The sequence below is a fragment of the Bradyrhizobium sp. 604_D8_N2_3 genome, from assembly GCF_051810765.1.
In the GTDB taxonomy this organism is placed as follows: Bacteria; Pseudomonadota; Alphaproteobacteria; order Rhizobiales; family Xanthobacteraceae; genus Bradyrhizobium; species Bradyrhizobium barranii.
In genome coordinates this window covers 8983846-8997925 of record NZ_JBPWPM010000001.1, presented here as the reverse complement: position 1 = coordinate 8997925, position 14080 = coordinate 8983846, and the positions used below count along the sequence as shown (strand labels likewise).

The following is a 14080-nucleotide window of genomic DNA, read 5'->3' as shown; positions in this document are numbered from 1 at the left end:
CGGAGCCAACCGGACGCACGCGGCCATGGTTAGGGTCGGCGAGGGCAGGGCTCTGTGAGAAAGATCACGCAGCCACAGCCGGGAACGCCCGGTGTATCGCGGCGACGGCGTCCTTGGTCTGCCCCTGGACGTAAGCCGCAAGCTCGTTCGGCAGCATGTCGATGATCCAGACAAGGCGGCAGCTCGCCTCGCCCTCGGCGATCACCTGCACCGAGGCGCTGTAATGCCTGAGCCGCTCGTTGTTGATGGCGTAGACCAGCCGCTGTCGCGCATCGTCGCAATCGACCAGCACCTCGCGCGCCACTGATCCATTGGCGAAGGTGACGATGCGTGCATCACCGTCGAGCGTGCAGGCGGTGACGAAGCCCGGCGCCAGCCGCTGAGGCAGCGCGCCGAAATCGCGTACGGCGTCCCAGACGTCGCGGGCCGGGACGGGGAGGGAAATGTCGTTGTGGATGGAGGCCATGGTAGATTCCTATAATTTGGAGAAACAAGCGAGCCATCATCTCAGGCGTCATCGTCCGACTTGCCGCCTTCGCTAAGGCTTCGGCGGCCAAGTGAGTTCTTGGCCCGGCGAAGCCTTGGCGGAGACGGGATCGGGCGATCCAGTATTCCAGAGGCCGCTGTGATTGAATCGAGAAGCCGCGGCGTACTGGATGCCCCGGTCAAGCCGGGGCATGACAGCGTGTGAGGCGATGGCGGCCGACGCTCACACGCAAACCGCCTCGATGTTGTTGCCATCGGGATCGATCAGGAACGCCGCGTAGTAGGTCGGGCTATAGTCCTTGCGCGGGCCGGCGCCGCCATTGTCACGGCCGCCGCTCTTCAAGCCTTCGCTGTGGAATGCCTTGACCGCATCATGGTCCTTGGCGCGAAACGCGATATGCGCGCCGTCGGCCTTGCGTCCCTTGTTCAGGTGCAGCCAGAGCGCCGGCTCGCCCTTCGGCCCGAAGCCCGCATAGCCGTCGCCGCTCGAGCACAGGGCGTAGCCGAGCGGCGCAAGCACCGCGGTGTAGAAGCGCGTGGCGGCGTCGAGGTCGGCAACACGCAGTCCGATGTGGTCGTACATGATCGTCTCCATTGCAAAGCGCGCCGCGACTGGCGCGCGCCGGAGACGACCCTATTCAGTTGAGGGTAGCGCGCTCTTGGAGAATCTTGCGCTCGCCCTTCGACGCCTGCCGAAACTTCGTCGGCGACACGCCGGCGGCGCGATGGAAGGTGCGGACGAAATTGGAGAGATCGCCGAAGCCGACGTCATAGGCGACGTCGGTGACCGCGATGTCATCATCTGTCAGCAGCCGCGCCGCGTGGCGTAGCCGCGAGCGCACCAGATATTGATGCGGGGTGACGCCGAGCACGGCCGAGAACAGCCGCAGGAAATGGAACGGGCTGAGGCCCGCCTGCCGCGCCGCCTGTTCGAGGTCGACCTCGGCATGCGAGTTGGCGTCGATCCACAGCGCGGCTTCGACTGCGCGGCGGCGGTCGCGTGCGGTGGGCGTGGCCGGCTTGCGCGCCTTGCCCGAGACGACATCGATGAAGCGGCCGGCGAGAATTTGACCGACCTCGTCGAGACCGAGGTCGCTGTTGCCATCTGCCGCCGTCTGGGCGAGCTCGCCCAGCACCATCAGCTCCGGCAGCGGCGGTGTCGCGCCGACCTGCCAGATCTCGCGTCGTCCCCCGAGGGCATCGACCAGGTCTTCGCTGAAGAAGAAGCCCAGGCAGACGTCGCCGCTGACATGCTCATGCGTGCAGGTGTATTCCTCGCGGGGAGCGCCGACCAGCATCGAGCCCGCCACCAGCTCGAAGAAGCCGGCGCGGCACTGGCAGCCGAAGCTGCCGGAGCGAACATACGCAATGGAATGGCCGGTGCGGCACTCCGCGAACGGCTTGTCGTCCGGTCCCGCATCGCAGCGAAACTCCGAGACCGTCATCGATTGCGTGGTCAGCAGCGTGGTCGCATCCATGCCACCCATCTAGGCATGATCCGGACAAGTGTGTAGCGGTTGTCCGACAAGATCATGCCCAAAAAACAAAGCTAAGGTGCGATTGCGATCGCGCCTTAGCTGGGCCTCGGTGGGGCAACGGGCAGCAGCACCTCGAACAGCGTCTTGCTCGCGACCGGATGGGCGCCCTCGAGCGCAAGCAGCCGCCGCTTGGAGATCACCCCGCCGTAAGGCGAGAGCCGGTCGGCGTAATTGCCGGCCTCCAGCACCCGGTGGCAGGGCACGATCAGCATGTAGGGATTTTTGGCGATCGCCTGCGCCACCGAATGCGCGGCGCCGGAGGCGCCCAGCGCCTTGGCGATCTCGTGATAGGTGCGCGTCTCCCCGCGCGGAATGGCGCAGGCGGCTTCATAAACGCGCCGGTGGAAGCCGGGGACGCCGCCGGCGTCCAGGCTGACCTCGGAAAAATCAGGGTCGCCGCCCTGCAGCAAGCCTGCGATGCCCTCGATCGCAAGCTCGGCATTCAGCGGAGGCTGCTGCTCGCGCGCCTCGGGATGGACCGCGAAAATCCGGCGGCGGGTATCGATCTCCCGCGCCTCCGGCAATTGCACGGCGACCACGCCGGTGCTGCTCCAGACGATGCCGCAGCGCCCTATGGCCGTGTTGAATATCGTGTAGCCGCGCCCCAGCATGCACACGCCCCACTCAGTGCACGTCTCTCCCCAGACGCGCGATCATAACACCGCCACAATCCGGCGCACCCAAAATCTTGCCAGGACGTTAACAACCGTCCGGCCGGCCGCGCCAAAGCGCTTGGCGAGCGGCGCCGTCTCGGCTAATCAGGGTTGGCGTGAGATGCGCATTCGCGGGCGTAGTTCAATGGTAGAACGGCAGCTTCCCAAGCTGCATACGAGGGTTCGATTCCCTTCGCCCGCTCCATTCAAAAATTGATGGCCGCTGATTTGGCGTGTTGGATGTTTCTCCGACCCCTGGCCACGTTCATCTTGGCGTATCCGGAAGCATGAAGGGGCCGAAGATCCGCCAAATGGCGTCGGTCTCCCCAGCGTCGGTTAAAGTGGCCAATTTTTGGCGATGGCAATTCTTGGTGATGTAACGGATCACCGCTCGCGCTGCATTTCAGAAGGAGCGGCTTATTCATCCCGACGACACGAGATCACCCTGAGGGATGCTATGCGCTCTCGCAGTTCGGCGCGGCTGCGTATCGTGAAAGACTGCTGGCGCAGTTTTGATTGCCTGTCGTGCAGCGGCGCAGCCAACGACGCTCAATCTGATCCTTCATCTGATCCTTCGCGGCTGCATCAAGCGTTCGTCATCTAGGGCACTAAACTTGCCTTGGACAGCAGGGACTCATTGGTGCCGCGTTTCTGTTTCTGATTGTCGTGCAAAACATTCGGACCCGGCCTGTTGCCGGGCAAACGGAGGCATTGATGACGAATTCAGCACCTGTTTTCACCGCTGGCGGTGGCAGCGACGATGCGTTCACGCGCGTGTCGACCAGCGCAACCGGGGCGCAGGCGGATGGCGCGAGTGTCCAGGCAGCGTTCTCGCCCGACGGCACGAAAGTGGCGTTCGCATCCTATGCCGACAATCTGGTGCCCGGCGATACCAACGGTGCACCCGACGTCTTCGTGAAGGACCTTTCGACCGGGGCGATCACGCTCGTGTCGACCGATGCCAGCGGGGTTCAGCTGGGTGGCTACCAGCCGATTTTTTCGCCCGATGGCACCATGTTGGCGTTCGCAACGGGCGCCGACATCTTCGTGAAGGACCTGGCCACCGGTGCCCTCACGCGCGTATCGACGAGTGCCAGTGGGGAACAGGCGGACGGCTTATCGACCACCAACCCGATATTCTCGCCTGATGGCACCAAGGTTGCGTTCTATTCCGATGCCGACAATCTCGTGCCTGATGATACCGACCACGTGCGCGACATCTTCGTGAAGGACCTGACCACTGGCGCGATAACGCTCGTGGCGCCCAGTCCATACAACGGAGGACCCGGCGGCGGCGGGCTTGAGAATGGCTTTACCTTCCCCCCCTCGTTCTCACCCGATGGCACCAAAATCGTGTTCGGGTCGGCCACAGTGCGCGGCGACACCACCGAGATCTACATCAAGGACCTTTCCACCGGGGCCACCACACTGGTGTCGGAGAGCGCCAGCGGCGCTCGTGGGGATCGCGGCAGCTTCGACCCGGTGTTCTCGCCAGATGGCACCAAGGTGGCGTTCTATACCTTTGCCGACAATCTTGTGCCGGGTAGTTCTAACAACCTAATCGGCAACATCGTCATTAAGGATCTGACCACAGGCGCGGTCACGCTGGTATCGACCGATGCCGACGGAGTCCCGCAGAACAACGGCGAAGCCCAGAAACCCGTGTTCTCGCCTGATGGCACCAAGATTGCGTTCTATTCCAGTGCCACCAATCTCGTGCCGGGTGTCAATGCCGATCAGGTCGTCTATGTGAAGGACTTGGCCACGGGTGCCATCACGGCCGTCTCGACCAATGGGGGCAGGCCGTGGGAATTCGGGGGCGGCAGCCGGCTTCCCGTGTTCTCGCCTGATGGCACCAAGGTGGCATTCGAGTCTTTATCCAGCATTCTGGTGCCGGGCGATACCAACCATACCTACGACATCTTTGTAAGAGATCTTACTACGCGTTCCTTCACCGCAGCGAAGCTGACGGACAATGGCGCTGCCCATGTTTCGACATCGCAGGCGGGTTTCTTTGCCGGTGCCCACACGGTCGCGGTGGCACCGCAAGACGGCAATCTCGGCACACTCACGGCCACCATCGACGTTGCCGATGGCAAGGTGACGTGGAGCTATGATGTCTCTCATGCCAACATCGCTCCGCTCGCGGCCGGACAGACCCATACCGACATCTTCATCTTGGTCCTCGACGGCTTCTACGGGACACAGGGCATCACCGTGACGCTGACGGGAATCGATGATGCGCCCGTGATCAGCTCGGGCACGACGGCAAGCTTCGCGGAGAATGGCTCTGGCGTCGCCTACCACGTCGCGGCGACCGATGTGGACAGTCCCGCGCTGACCTATTCGCTGTCCGGCACTGACGCGGCTCTGTTCGACGTGTCGGCGACGGGCGATGTGACGTTCAAGTCCGCGCCCGACTTCGAGGCGCCGAAAGACGCGAACCACGACAACGTCTACGACGTCACCGTCGCGGTCAGCGACGGGACAGAGATCGCGACAAAGAACGTCGCGATCACGGTCACTGACGTGAATGACACCAGCGGCGGCGGTGGCGTTCTGACGGTCACCGGCTCGACCGGCTTCACGTCGATTGATCGGGCAACGATCAATATCAGCGTGACCGGCAATTTGCACGAGACCGGCCGCGCCGGTGTGATCAGCAACAGCACGATCAACAATCTCGGTTCACTGAGCGAAACCCAGGCGATGCTCGCCTTCGTGAACGATACGATCGCCGGCGGTTCCCTCGGTGCGATCGTCGCCAATGGCGGCACCATCACCTTCGACAACGTGCATCTGGACGGGACGTTGCTGGATGCGACATCAGGCGGACTCATCGAATCCGTTGCAGGCAGCGCCAACAGTTTCAACAATGTGACGCTCAAGGCCGGCGCCGTGTTTGACGTCAGTGCCGCAAGCGGTCTGTTTGTCAGCGGCACGCTGAACAACGGCGGCAAGATCGAGTTCTTCAATTTCGCGAAAGTCATCCTGACCGGCGACGCCACGATCATTGGCAATGGCGAGATCAAGCTCGATCCGGGCTCCTCGATCCTGAACAGCGGTGCGCATCACACGCTCGACCTTGACGGCGGCACGATCGACGGCGCCGGCACGATCGGAAACGGAGATCACAGCCTCACCTTGGATATCGGCTTCTCCGGCACGCTCGAGGCGAACGGGTCCCAGCCGCTTGCGGTCAACACCGGCAATTCCGTCACCAGCAGCGGCCTGATCGAAGCCGTGCATGCCTCGCTCGATTTCGACGACGCCGTTTTCAACACCTTTGGAACGATCACCGCCGATCAGGCCGGCACGATCGACTTCAAGAATGGATTGACCAATGGCGGTATCGTCAATGTGCACACCGGCAGTGAGGTGGATGTTTCGGGCAACCTCGTCAACAACGGCACTGTCCTGGATAGTGGCGTGCTCAAGGTCGATAATTTAAGCGGGACTGGCGCTGTCAACGTCAACAACGGGACATTGGTGGTCACTGGCAATCTAAGCAGCAATGTCGTTCTGACGGGTACGGACTCATTTGTCTTCGGACCCGATGCCAAACAAACATCCGGCGTCATCTCAAACTATACGCCAGGCACGACGCTGGTGCTGGATGGCTTCGACGCCAAGGTGAACGCGGCCTTCGACACTCAGACCAATATTTTGACGCTGACCGATGCGGATCATCATGCGATGACGCTTCACCTCGCGCCCGGATCCCTGATCCCGCAGGCCCACGGCGCGGCGCCGGATTTTCTGGTCTAGCGAATTTCCCCAAGGACACTTTGCCGAGCCCGCCATGTCCAGGCGGGCTGTGGCAATTCGCCAGGGAATTTGCCGCGCAAAAATTCTAATATATTAGCTCTTCGCATCCGGCATGCGCGCCCCGCCCGGCTTAAGCTTCTCCCGCCCTGATGGGTGCGGTCCTCCTGTCGGGCAATATTCGGATGAAAGCCATGGACCAGCAGAAACTCGACCGTGCGATCGGTCGTCGCTTGAAGACGTTGCGGACGCAGGCGGGCATGACGTTGAACGAACTCGCGACGCGCTCCGGTGTCAGCCGGGCCATGATCGGGAGGGTGGAGCGGGCGCAGAGCAGCGCCACCGCTGCGCTGCTCAACAAGCTCTGCGCGGCGCTCGATGTCACCCTCAGTGACGTCGTCGCGCTCGCCGAGAAACCGCCGGAGCGATTGATGCGGCTTGCCGACCAGCCGCTTTGGCGCGATCCCGACAGCGGCTACCGGCGGCGTCATGCCTCGCCGCCGGATGCGGCGAGCGGCATCGAGATCATCGTCGTCGACCTGCCGGCCGGAGCGCGCGTCTCCTACAGCCCCTGGGGCCGCAACGCGTTCACCCAGCAGCTGCTGATGCTGGAGGGTGCGGTCTGCGTGCATATCGACGCCAAGACCGTGCGGCTGCGCGACGGCGATTGTCTCGATTTCGACGTGATGCGGGCGGTGACCTTCGAGAACGAAACCAAACAGGATGCGCGCTACGTCATCATCACGCGGCGCGGCACATCGTACGGAAAATGTGATGTCGCTAATCGTGCGGGATGCCACGCTGGAGGATGCCGAAGATATTTTGGCCATCTACAATTACGCCGCGATCAACACCACGGCGGTGTGGACCGACGGACCGGCCGATCTGGATTCGCGGCGCGAGTGGATGCGCGCACGGCAAGCGGCCGGCTATCCCGTGCTGGTTGCGATGAAAGGCAGGGACGTCGTCGGCTTCGCGTCATTCGGCGATTTCCGCCCCTGGCCCGGCTATCGCCACACCGTGGAGAATTCGGTCTATGTCGGCGTGCAACATCATCGGCTCGGCGTCGGCCGCAGCCTGATGGCCGCGCTGATTGAGCGCGCTACCGCGCTCAACAAGCACACGATGGTCGCCGCGATCGAGGCCTCGAATTCCGCCTCGACCGGGCTGCACGCGTCGTTCGGCTTTGCCGAGGTTGGCCGCATGCCAGAGGTCGGCTGCAAGTTTGGCCGCTGGCTCGATATGGTTCTCATGCAGAAGCGGCTTTCAAGCGGGGTGAGGCCGTGACGATGCAGGTCCGCACCGGCGACACCTTTGATCCCCGCGTCATTGCGCTGCTCGACCATCACGTCGCGGCTGCGCGGGCGCAGACCGCGCCGGGCAGCGCCCATGCGCTCGATCTCGCTGGGCTGCGCGCGAGCGACGTCGCGTTCTGGACCGGCTGGGACGGCGAGACGCTGGTCGCCACCGGCGTGCTGAAGATGCTCTCGGCCGACCATGGCGAGGTGAAGTCGATGCACACGCTGCAAACGACGCGGAGGCGCGGCTTCGGCGGCCAGATGCTCCGCCACATCATCGCTGAGGCCCGCGCGCGTGGCTCGCAGCGGCTCAGCCTCGAGACCGGCTCCTGGGATTATTTCAAGCCCGCGCATGCGCTCTACCAGGCGCACGGTTTTGTGCTCTGCGGCCCGTTCGAGGGCTATGTCGAGGATCCCAACAGCCTGTTCCTGACGCTCGACCTGACCGGCGGCTGAGGCCGCGCGGTGTAACCCGGGCCCGAAAACATCGCCCTGCGCCTCAAAATGAGTTGCGTACCTCAAAACACCTCGATAACCTTCAGCCATGGCCGATACTCTCACCGCGACCGCGCTGACGCTGAAGGACATCGCCCGCGAGGCGGGTGTCAGCCTTGCGACGGTCGACCGCGTCCTGCACAACCGCCCGGGCGTGCGGCCCGATACGGTCCGGCGCGTCAAGGCGGCGATCGAGCGCAACGCCTTCCAGCCGCACGTCGCCGCCGCCGAGCTCGCCCGCAGCCGTGCCCGCCGCTTTGCCTTCGTGATGCCGGCGGGGCCGAACCCCTTCATGCAGCAGATCGAGGCCTATCTCGGCGAGATGTCGGCCTGGCTCTCAGCCCGCCGCCTCGGCGTCGAGGTGGTCACCACGGATGTGTTCGACCCGTCCGTGCTCGCGGCCTCGCTGGAGGCGCTGTCCGGCGATTACGACGGCGTCGCCGTGGTGGCGCTGGACCATCCGGGGGTCCGCGCCGCGATCAACGATCTCGTCGACGCGGGGACCAGGGTCGTGACGCTGGTCTCGGACGTGCCGTCCTCGCGTCGCCACCATTATGTCGGCATCGACAACATCGCGGCGGGGCGCACCGCCGGCGCGCTGGTCGGTCGGCTGGTTGGCCAACGGTCCGGCAAGGTCGCGATCGTCGCGGGCTCGCAGGGCCTGCGCGACCATTCCGAACGCATCTTCGGCTTCAGCCAGGTGATGGCGTCGGAATTCCCCGATCTCAGCGTGCTGCCGGTGCTGGAAGGGCGCGACGAAGACGGCCGTTCGGAACAGGTTCTGGCGCAGCTGCTCGGCAGGCATGCTGACATTGTCGGCCTTTATAACGTCGGCGCCGGCACGCAAGGCGTCGCCAAAGCGTTGAGCGATGCCGGCCGCGGCAAGCAGGTGGTGTTCGTCGGACACGACGTCACCGCACTGACGCGCCGGCTGCTGTTGCAGGGCGTGATGGATGCCGCGATCTCGCAGAACCCCGGGCATGAAGCGCGCGCCGCCGTGCGCGTGCTGCTCGCGCTTGCGCGCGGCGAGCCGATCTTGCGCGAACAGGAGAAGATCAGGATCGACATCGTGATGCGGGACAATTTGCCCTAGGGGCAGGCGGATTTTCAGAACGGTCCGTTGTGGAAAGGGCGACTCTGAGATCGCGCACCGCAACAGGCGAAAGGGAGGATAGCGTGTATCTCGGTATCGACATCGGCACATCCGGTGTGAAAGCGGTGCTCGTGAGCGAAACCGGCGCGATTGTCGCGACGGCCGCGCGCGAGCTTGCGCTGTCGCATCCCGCGCCGCTGTGGTCCGAGCAGGATCCCGACGCCTGGGTCGACGCGGCGGTTGGCGCCGTCGACGATCTCGCCGCCCGCCATCCGCGCGAGGTCGCGCAGGTGCGCGGCATCGGGCTGTCCGGCCAGATGCATGGTGCGACGCTGCTGGACGAGGATGGACGGCCGCTGCGCCCCGCTATTCTGTGGAACGACGGCCGCTCGCACGCCGAATGCGTCGCGCTCGGGCGGCGCTGCCCGTCGCTGCACACGATCGCGGGCAATCTGGCGATGCCCGGCTTCACCGCGCCAAAGCTGCTCTGGGTCGCGCGGCACGAGCCGCAGATCTTCGAGCGCGTGGCAAAGGTGCTGCTGCCGAAGGCCTATGTGCGTTATCGTCTCACCGGCGAGATGGTCGAGGACATGTCCGACGCCGCCGGCACGCTGTGGCTCGATGTCGGTCTGCGCCGCTGGTCGGCGCTGCTGCTGCATGCCGTCGGGCTCGATCTCCACCACATGCCCCGCCTCGTCGAGGGCAGCGAGGTCAGTGCAGTGCTCGCGCCGGAATTCGCGCGGCGCTGGGGCACGGCGAATGATGTCGTGATCGCCGGCGGTGCCGGCGACAATGCCGCGAGCGCCATCGGGCTCGGCGCGATCGCGCCGGGCGATGCATTCCTGTCGCTCGGCACATCCGGCGTGGTGTTCCGCGTCACCGACCGGTTTGCACCGGCACCGGCTTCGGCCCTGCATGCGTTCTGCCATGCGCTGCCCGGCCTCTGGCATCAGATGGGCGTAATGCTGTCGGCCGCGGCTTCGCTGGCCTGGCTCGCGGGCGTGATGGAGACGCCGGCCGCCGCGCTCCTGGCGCCGCTCGGCGAGCGTGTCGACGGACCGAGCTCCATAAAATTCCTGCCCTATCTCGATGGCGAGCGCACGCCGCACAACGATGCCGCCGCCAGCGGCGCCTTCGTCGGCCTGCGCGGTGCGAGCGGGCGCAGCCAGATCGTGCAGGCCGTGCTGGAAGGCGTCGCCTTCGCCGCGCGCGACAACCTCGCGGCGCTGAGCGCGGCCAGCGGGCCAATCGCGGAGGTCGATCTCGTCGGCGGCGGCTCGCGCTCGCCGCTGTGGGCGCAAATCTGCGCCGATGTGCTCGGCATTCCCGTCCACCGCGTCGAGGAAGGCGAGGTCGGGGCCGCGCTCGGCGCCGCACGGCTCGGCCGGCTCGCCGCCACCGGCGAAGATCCCGCGGAAGTGTGCAAGCGCCCGCGGCGGCTCGCGAGCTTTGCGCCCCGCGCATCCGTCACTGCGGCCTATGACGACGCCTATCGGCGATGGCGCGAACTTTATCCTGCGTTGAAGGAGAGTCTTAAGTGAACGCACCAGCAAAATTCTTCGATGCAAGCGCCCCTGTCGCCTTCGGCGGCAAGGATGCGGGAAACACGCCCGCCTTCCGCTGGTACGACAAGGACCGGCTCGTGCATGGCCGCAGGCTCGAGGATCATCTGCGCTTTGCGGTCTGCTACTGGCATTCGTTCTGCTGGCCGGGCGGCGATCCCTTCGGCGGCGAGACCTTTCTGCGCCCCTGGCATCAAGGTGCTGATGCGATGGCGCAGGCACGCGCCAAGGCCGATGTCGCCTTCGAGCTGTTCCGCCTGCTGGACGTGCCCTTCTTCACCTTCCACGACGTCGATGCGGCGCCGGAAGGCACTTCGCTCAGCGAGTCCGTCGCCAATCTCAACGCGGTCGCCGATCTGTTCGAAGCGAAGATGGCCTCCGCAAAAGTCCGCTTGCTCTGGGGCACGGCCAATTTGTTCACGCATCGCCGCTACATGGCGGGTGCCGCGACCAATCCGGACCCCGAAATCTTCACCTATGCCGCCGGCCAGGTCCGCGCCGCGCTGGAGGTGACGCACCGGCTCGGCGGCCAGAACTACGTGCTGTGGGGCGGCCGCGAGGGCTACGAGACACTGCTCAACACCGATCTCAAGCGCGAGCTCGACCAGCTCGGCCGCTTCATCTCGCTGGTCGTCGAGCACAAGCACAAGATCGGCTTCAAGGGCCCGATCCTGATCGAGCCGAAGCCGAAGGAGCCGACCAAGCATCAATATGATTTCGACGTCGCCACCTGCTATGGCTTCCTGGAACGCTACGATCTCCTGAACGACGTCAAGCTCAACATCGAGCAGAACCACGCCATCCTTGCCGGCCACTCCTTCCATCACGAGGTCGCGCTCGCCGAGGCGCTCGGAATCTTCGGCTCGCTCGACGTCAATCGTGGCGACGATCTGCTCGGCTGGGACACCGACCAGTTCGCGATGAACGTGCCGGAGCTGGCTCTGGTGTTCCACGAGATCCTGAATCGCGGCGGCTTCACCTCGGGCGGGCTCAATTTCGACGCCAAGATCAGACGGCAGTCGATCGACCCCGACGATCTGATCCATGCCCATGTCGGCTCGATGGATGCCTGCGCGCGCGCGTTCCTCGCCGCCGCTGACATGCTCGATGCCGGCGCCCTCACCGCACCGCTCGCGCAGCGCTACGAGGGATGGGCGGGGCCCGAGGGCCGGGCCATTCTCGGCGGCCAGCGCTCGCTCGCCGAACTTGCCGACCGTGCGCTCAGCCCCGGCTTCGATCCGCAGCCGCGCTCGGGGCGGCAGGAATATCTGGAATCCCTGGTCAACCGCTACGTCTGAGGAACGCCGTCGATGACAAAGGCTGAAGCGACACCGGTCCTCGAGCTGACCGGCATCGGCAAGGAGTTCGGCGCAATCCGCGCTCTGCACGGCGTCGACCTGCAGGTCCAGCCGGGCGAGGTCGTCGGCCTGATGGGCGACAACGGCGCGGGCAAGTCCACGCTGGTCAAGATCATCGCCGGCAATTTCCGTCCCAGCCATGGCGAGATCCGCTTTGTTGGCAACGCGGTCCATTTCAACCGGCCCATCGATGCCCGCGCCGTTGGCATCGAGGTCGTCTACCAGGACCTCGCGCTCGCCGACAATCTGACGGCTGCTGCCAACGTCTTCCTCGGCCGCGAGCTGAAGCGCAGGTTCGGCCCGCTCGCACTGCTCGACCACAAGGCGATGGCGGCGCGTGCGCTGGAGCTGTTCGGCGAATTGCGCTCGGAGACGCGCCCCGACGATCTCGTCAAGCAGATGTCTGGCGGCCAGCGCCAGGCGGTTGCGATCGCGCGGACGCGGCTGTCCAACGCGCGGCTGGTCATGATGGACGAGCCGACCGCCGCGATCTCGGTACGCCAGGTCGAGCAGGTGCTCGGCCTGATCCACCGGCTGAAGGAGCAGGGCGTCGCCGTCATGCTGATCTCGCACCGTATGCCCGATGTGTTCGCGGTGTGCGACCGCGTGATCGTCATGCGTCGCGGCGAGAAGCGGGCCGACAAGCCGATCCACCAGACGTCGCCCGAGGAAGTCACCGCCCTGATCACTGGCGCGAAGGAGGCGGCGTGATGGCCATGCCCTTGGAATCTCCGATCAGCTTCACCAATGTCGGCCGGATCAGATGGTGGCAGCGCGGCATCTTCGCCTCCCAGACCGGCTATGTCCTGCTCGCGCTGGCGATGCTGCTGGTGGTGATGCATTTCGCCAGCCCCTATTTCTTCACCGAAGGCAACATGCAGAACGTGGCGAAGAATTTCTCCTTCATCGCCATCGCCACCCTCGGTGTCACCTTCGTGATCATCACCGGCGGCATCGATCTGTCGGTCGGTTCGATGATGTGCTTCTCGGCCATGATCACCTCCATGGTCATGACCGAGTTGTCGGCGCCCGGCTCGCCCGCGGGCTCGCTGTTTGTGCATATGGCCGTTGACGGCAAGACCGTGCTGGCCAACGTGCCGGGTCTGATCCTGCTGATCTCGATCCTCGCGGGGCTCGGCGTCGCGCTGATCGCGGGCCTCGTCAACGGCTTCTGTATCGCCGTGCTCGGCCTGTCGCCCTTCGTCACCACGCTCGGCATGCTCTCGATCGTGCGTGGGCTCGGCTACGTCGTCTCCAACGGCCGCGGCAGTTTTCCTGGCGGGCCGGACGCTGATTACTTCTACGCGCTCACCTCGGGCGATGTGCTCGGCGTGCCGGTGCCCTTCATCTACCTCGTGGTCCTCGCGCTGGCGATGGCCGTGGTCCTGCACCACAGTTCGTTCGGCCGCCACGTGTTCGCGCTCGGGGGCAACGAGAAGGCCGCCGAACTCACGGGCATACCGGTCGTGCGGGTGAAGATCGAGGTCTATGTGATCTGCGCGCTTGCCGCAGGGCTGCAAGGCATCATCATCTCCGGCTGGCTCGGATCGGCGCCCGCCAACATGGCGACGTCCTACGAGCTCAACGTGATCGCGGCGGCCGTCATCGGCGGTGCCAATCTCGCCGGCGGCATCGGCGGTCCGTTGGGGGCCATCGTCGGCTGCGTGCTGCTGGAAGTGATCCGCAACGGCCTCGTGCTGGCACAGGTCAGCTCCTACTGGCAGCAGACGCTGGTCGGCGTGATCATCATCCTGGCCGTGCTGGTCGACCGCATCCGCTCGCGGATGATCTGAAATGACGTCGTTCCGGGAGGGCAACGAAAATGTCGCCTG

General features: G+C 64.9%; 12 protein-coding genes, 1 tRNA gene and 1 pseudogene. 10 read left to right on the top strand and 4 right to left on the bottom strand.

Annotation, left to right across the window (positions count from 1 at the left end; genetic code table 11):
- Positions 1–64 precede the first annotated feature (64 nt).
- From AB7245_RS43280 to AB7245_RS43265, 4 genes are all read right to left on the bottom strand, one after another.
- Entirely contained in the window at positions 65–466 is a 402-nt protein-coding gene (locus tag AB7245_RS43280) for an SRPBCC family protein (RefSeq protein WP_085399623.1), read from the bottom strand.
- A 243-nt stretch (positions 467–709) separates the two neighbouring features.
- A complete protein-coding gene (locus AB7245_RS43275; RefSeq protein WP_038933391.1) occupies positions 710–1069 on the bottom strand; it encodes a VOC family protein in 360 nt (119 codons plus the stop codon).
- Between the two features lie 55 nt (positions 1070–1124).
- Positions 1125–1964, bottom strand: a complete 840-nt coding sequence (locus AB7245_RS43270; RefSeq protein ID WP_085399624.1) for a helix-turn-helix transcriptional regulator — start codon at positions 1962–1964, stop codon at positions 1125–1127.
- Positions 1965–2059: 95 nt separating this feature from the next.
- Entirely contained in the window at positions 2060–2635 is a 576-nt protein-coding gene (locus AB7245_RS43265) for a methylated-DNA--[protein]-cysteine S-methyltransferase (RefSeq protein WP_063985926.1), read from the bottom strand.
- A 173-nt stretch (positions 2636–2808) separates the two neighbouring features.
- Here AB7245_RS43265 and AB7245_RS43260 point away from each other — a divergent pair.
- The 10 genes and pseudogenes from AB7245_RS43260 to AB7245_RS43215 all read left to right on the top strand — a co-directional run bounded on the left by AB7245_RS43260 (position 2809) and on the right by AB7245_RS43215 (position 14041).
- Positions 2809–2882, top strand: a tRNA-Gly gene (locus tag AB7245_RS43260).
- A gap of 509 nt (positions 2883–3391) precedes the next feature.
- Positions 3392–6445 carry a DPP IV N-terminal domain-containing protein gene (locus AB7245_RS43255; protein ID WP_135215211.1) on the top strand — a complete coding sequence of 1018 codons (3054 nt, stop codon included), beginning with the start codon at positions 3392–3394 and terminating at the stop codon, positions 6443–6445.
- 149 nt (positions 6446–6594) lie between these two features.
- A pseudogene (locus tag AB7245_RS43250) lies at positions 6595–6783 on the top strand (helix-turn-helix domain-containing protein); the annotation flags it as partial.
- 433 nt (positions 6784–7216) lie between these two features.
- The gene (locus tag AB7245_RS43245) at positions 7217–7729 is read left to right on the top strand and encodes a GNAT family N-acetyltransferase (RefSeq protein WP_085399626.1); all 513 of its coding nucleotides are present in this window, start codon (positions 7217–7219) and stop codon (positions 7727–7729) included.
- A gap of 2 nt (positions 7730–7731) precedes the next feature.
- On the top strand, positions 7732–8196 hold the full coding sequence (locus AB7245_RS43240) for a GNAT family N-acetyltransferase (RefSeq protein WP_085399627.1): 465 nt from the start codon (positions 7732–7734) through the stop codon (positions 8194–8196).
- Between the two features lie 88 nt (positions 8197–8284).
- Entirely contained in the window at positions 8285–9328 is a 1044-nt protein-coding gene (locus AB7245_RS43235) for a LacI family DNA-binding transcriptional regulator (protein WP_085399628.1), read from the top strand.
- 83 nt (positions 9329–9411) lie between these two features.
- Positions 9412–10869 (top strand): xylulokinase, encoded by a 1458-nt coding sequence (gene xylB, locus AB7245_RS43230; RefSeq protein WP_439035672.1) that lies wholly within the window; start codon positions 9412–9414, stop codon positions 10867–10869.
- Complete coding sequence (gene xylA / locus AB7245_RS43225; protein ID WP_354077428.1) at positions 10866–12188, top strand: xylose isomerase; 1323 nt, start codon at positions 10866–10868, stop codon at positions 12186–12188. The genes xylB and xylA overlap by 4 nt, the downstream gene beginning before the upstream one ends.
- A gap of 12 nt (positions 12189–12200) precedes the next feature.
- Entirely contained in the window at positions 12201–12959 is a 759-nt protein-coding gene (locus AB7245_RS43220; protein WP_085399631.1) for an ATP-binding cassette domain-containing protein, read from the top strand.
- Positions 12959–14041, top strand: a complete 1083-nt coding sequence (locus tag AB7245_RS43215; RefSeq protein ID WP_439035671.1) for an ABC transporter permease — start codon at positions 12959–12961, stop codon at positions 14039–14041. Before AB7245_RS43220 ends, AB7245_RS43215 begins: the two co-directional genes overlap by 1 nt.
- The last annotated feature ends 39 nt before the right edge of the window (positions 14042–14080 follow it).

Coding starts and splice junctions, on each gene's coding strand:
- AB7245_RS43245 (WP_085399626.1), top strand. CDS start 7,217: ATGTCGCTAATCGTGCGGGATGCCACGCTGGAGGATGCCGAAGATATT.
- AB7245_RS43280 (WP_085399623.1), bottom strand. CDS start 466: ATGGCCTCCATCCACAACGACATTTCCCTCCCCGTCCCGGCCCGCGAC.
- AB7245_RS43240 (WP_085399627.1), top strand. CDS start 7,732: ATGCAGGTCCGCACCGGCGACACCTTTGATCCCCGCGTCATTGCGCTG.
- AB7245_RS43255 (WP_135215211.1), top strand. CDS start 3,392: ATGACGAATTCAGCACCTGTTTTCACCGCTGGCGGTGGCAGCGACGAT.
- AB7245_RS43235 (WP_085399628.1), top strand. CDS start 8,285: ATGGCCGATACTCTCACCGCGACCGCGCTGACGCTGAAGGACATCGCC.
- AB7245_RS43220 (WP_085399631.1), top strand. CDS start 12,201: ATGACAAAGGCTGAAGCGACACCGGTCCTCGAGCTGACCGGCATCGGC.
- AB7245_RS43215 (WP_439035671.1), top strand. CDS start 12,959: ATGGCCATGCCCTTGGAATCTCCGATCAGCTTCACCAATGTCGGCCGG.
- AB7245_RS43275 (WP_038933391.1), bottom strand. CDS start 1,069: ATGTACGACCACATCGGACTGCGTGTTGCCGACCTCGACGCCGCCACG.
- AB7245_RS43265 (WP_063985926.1), bottom strand. CDS start 2,635: ATGCTGGGGCGCGGCTACACGATATTCAACACGGCCATAGGGCGCTGC.
- AB7245_RS43270 (WP_085399624.1), bottom strand. CDS start 1,964: ATGGATGCGACCACGCTGCTGACCACGCAATCGATGACGGTCTCGGAG.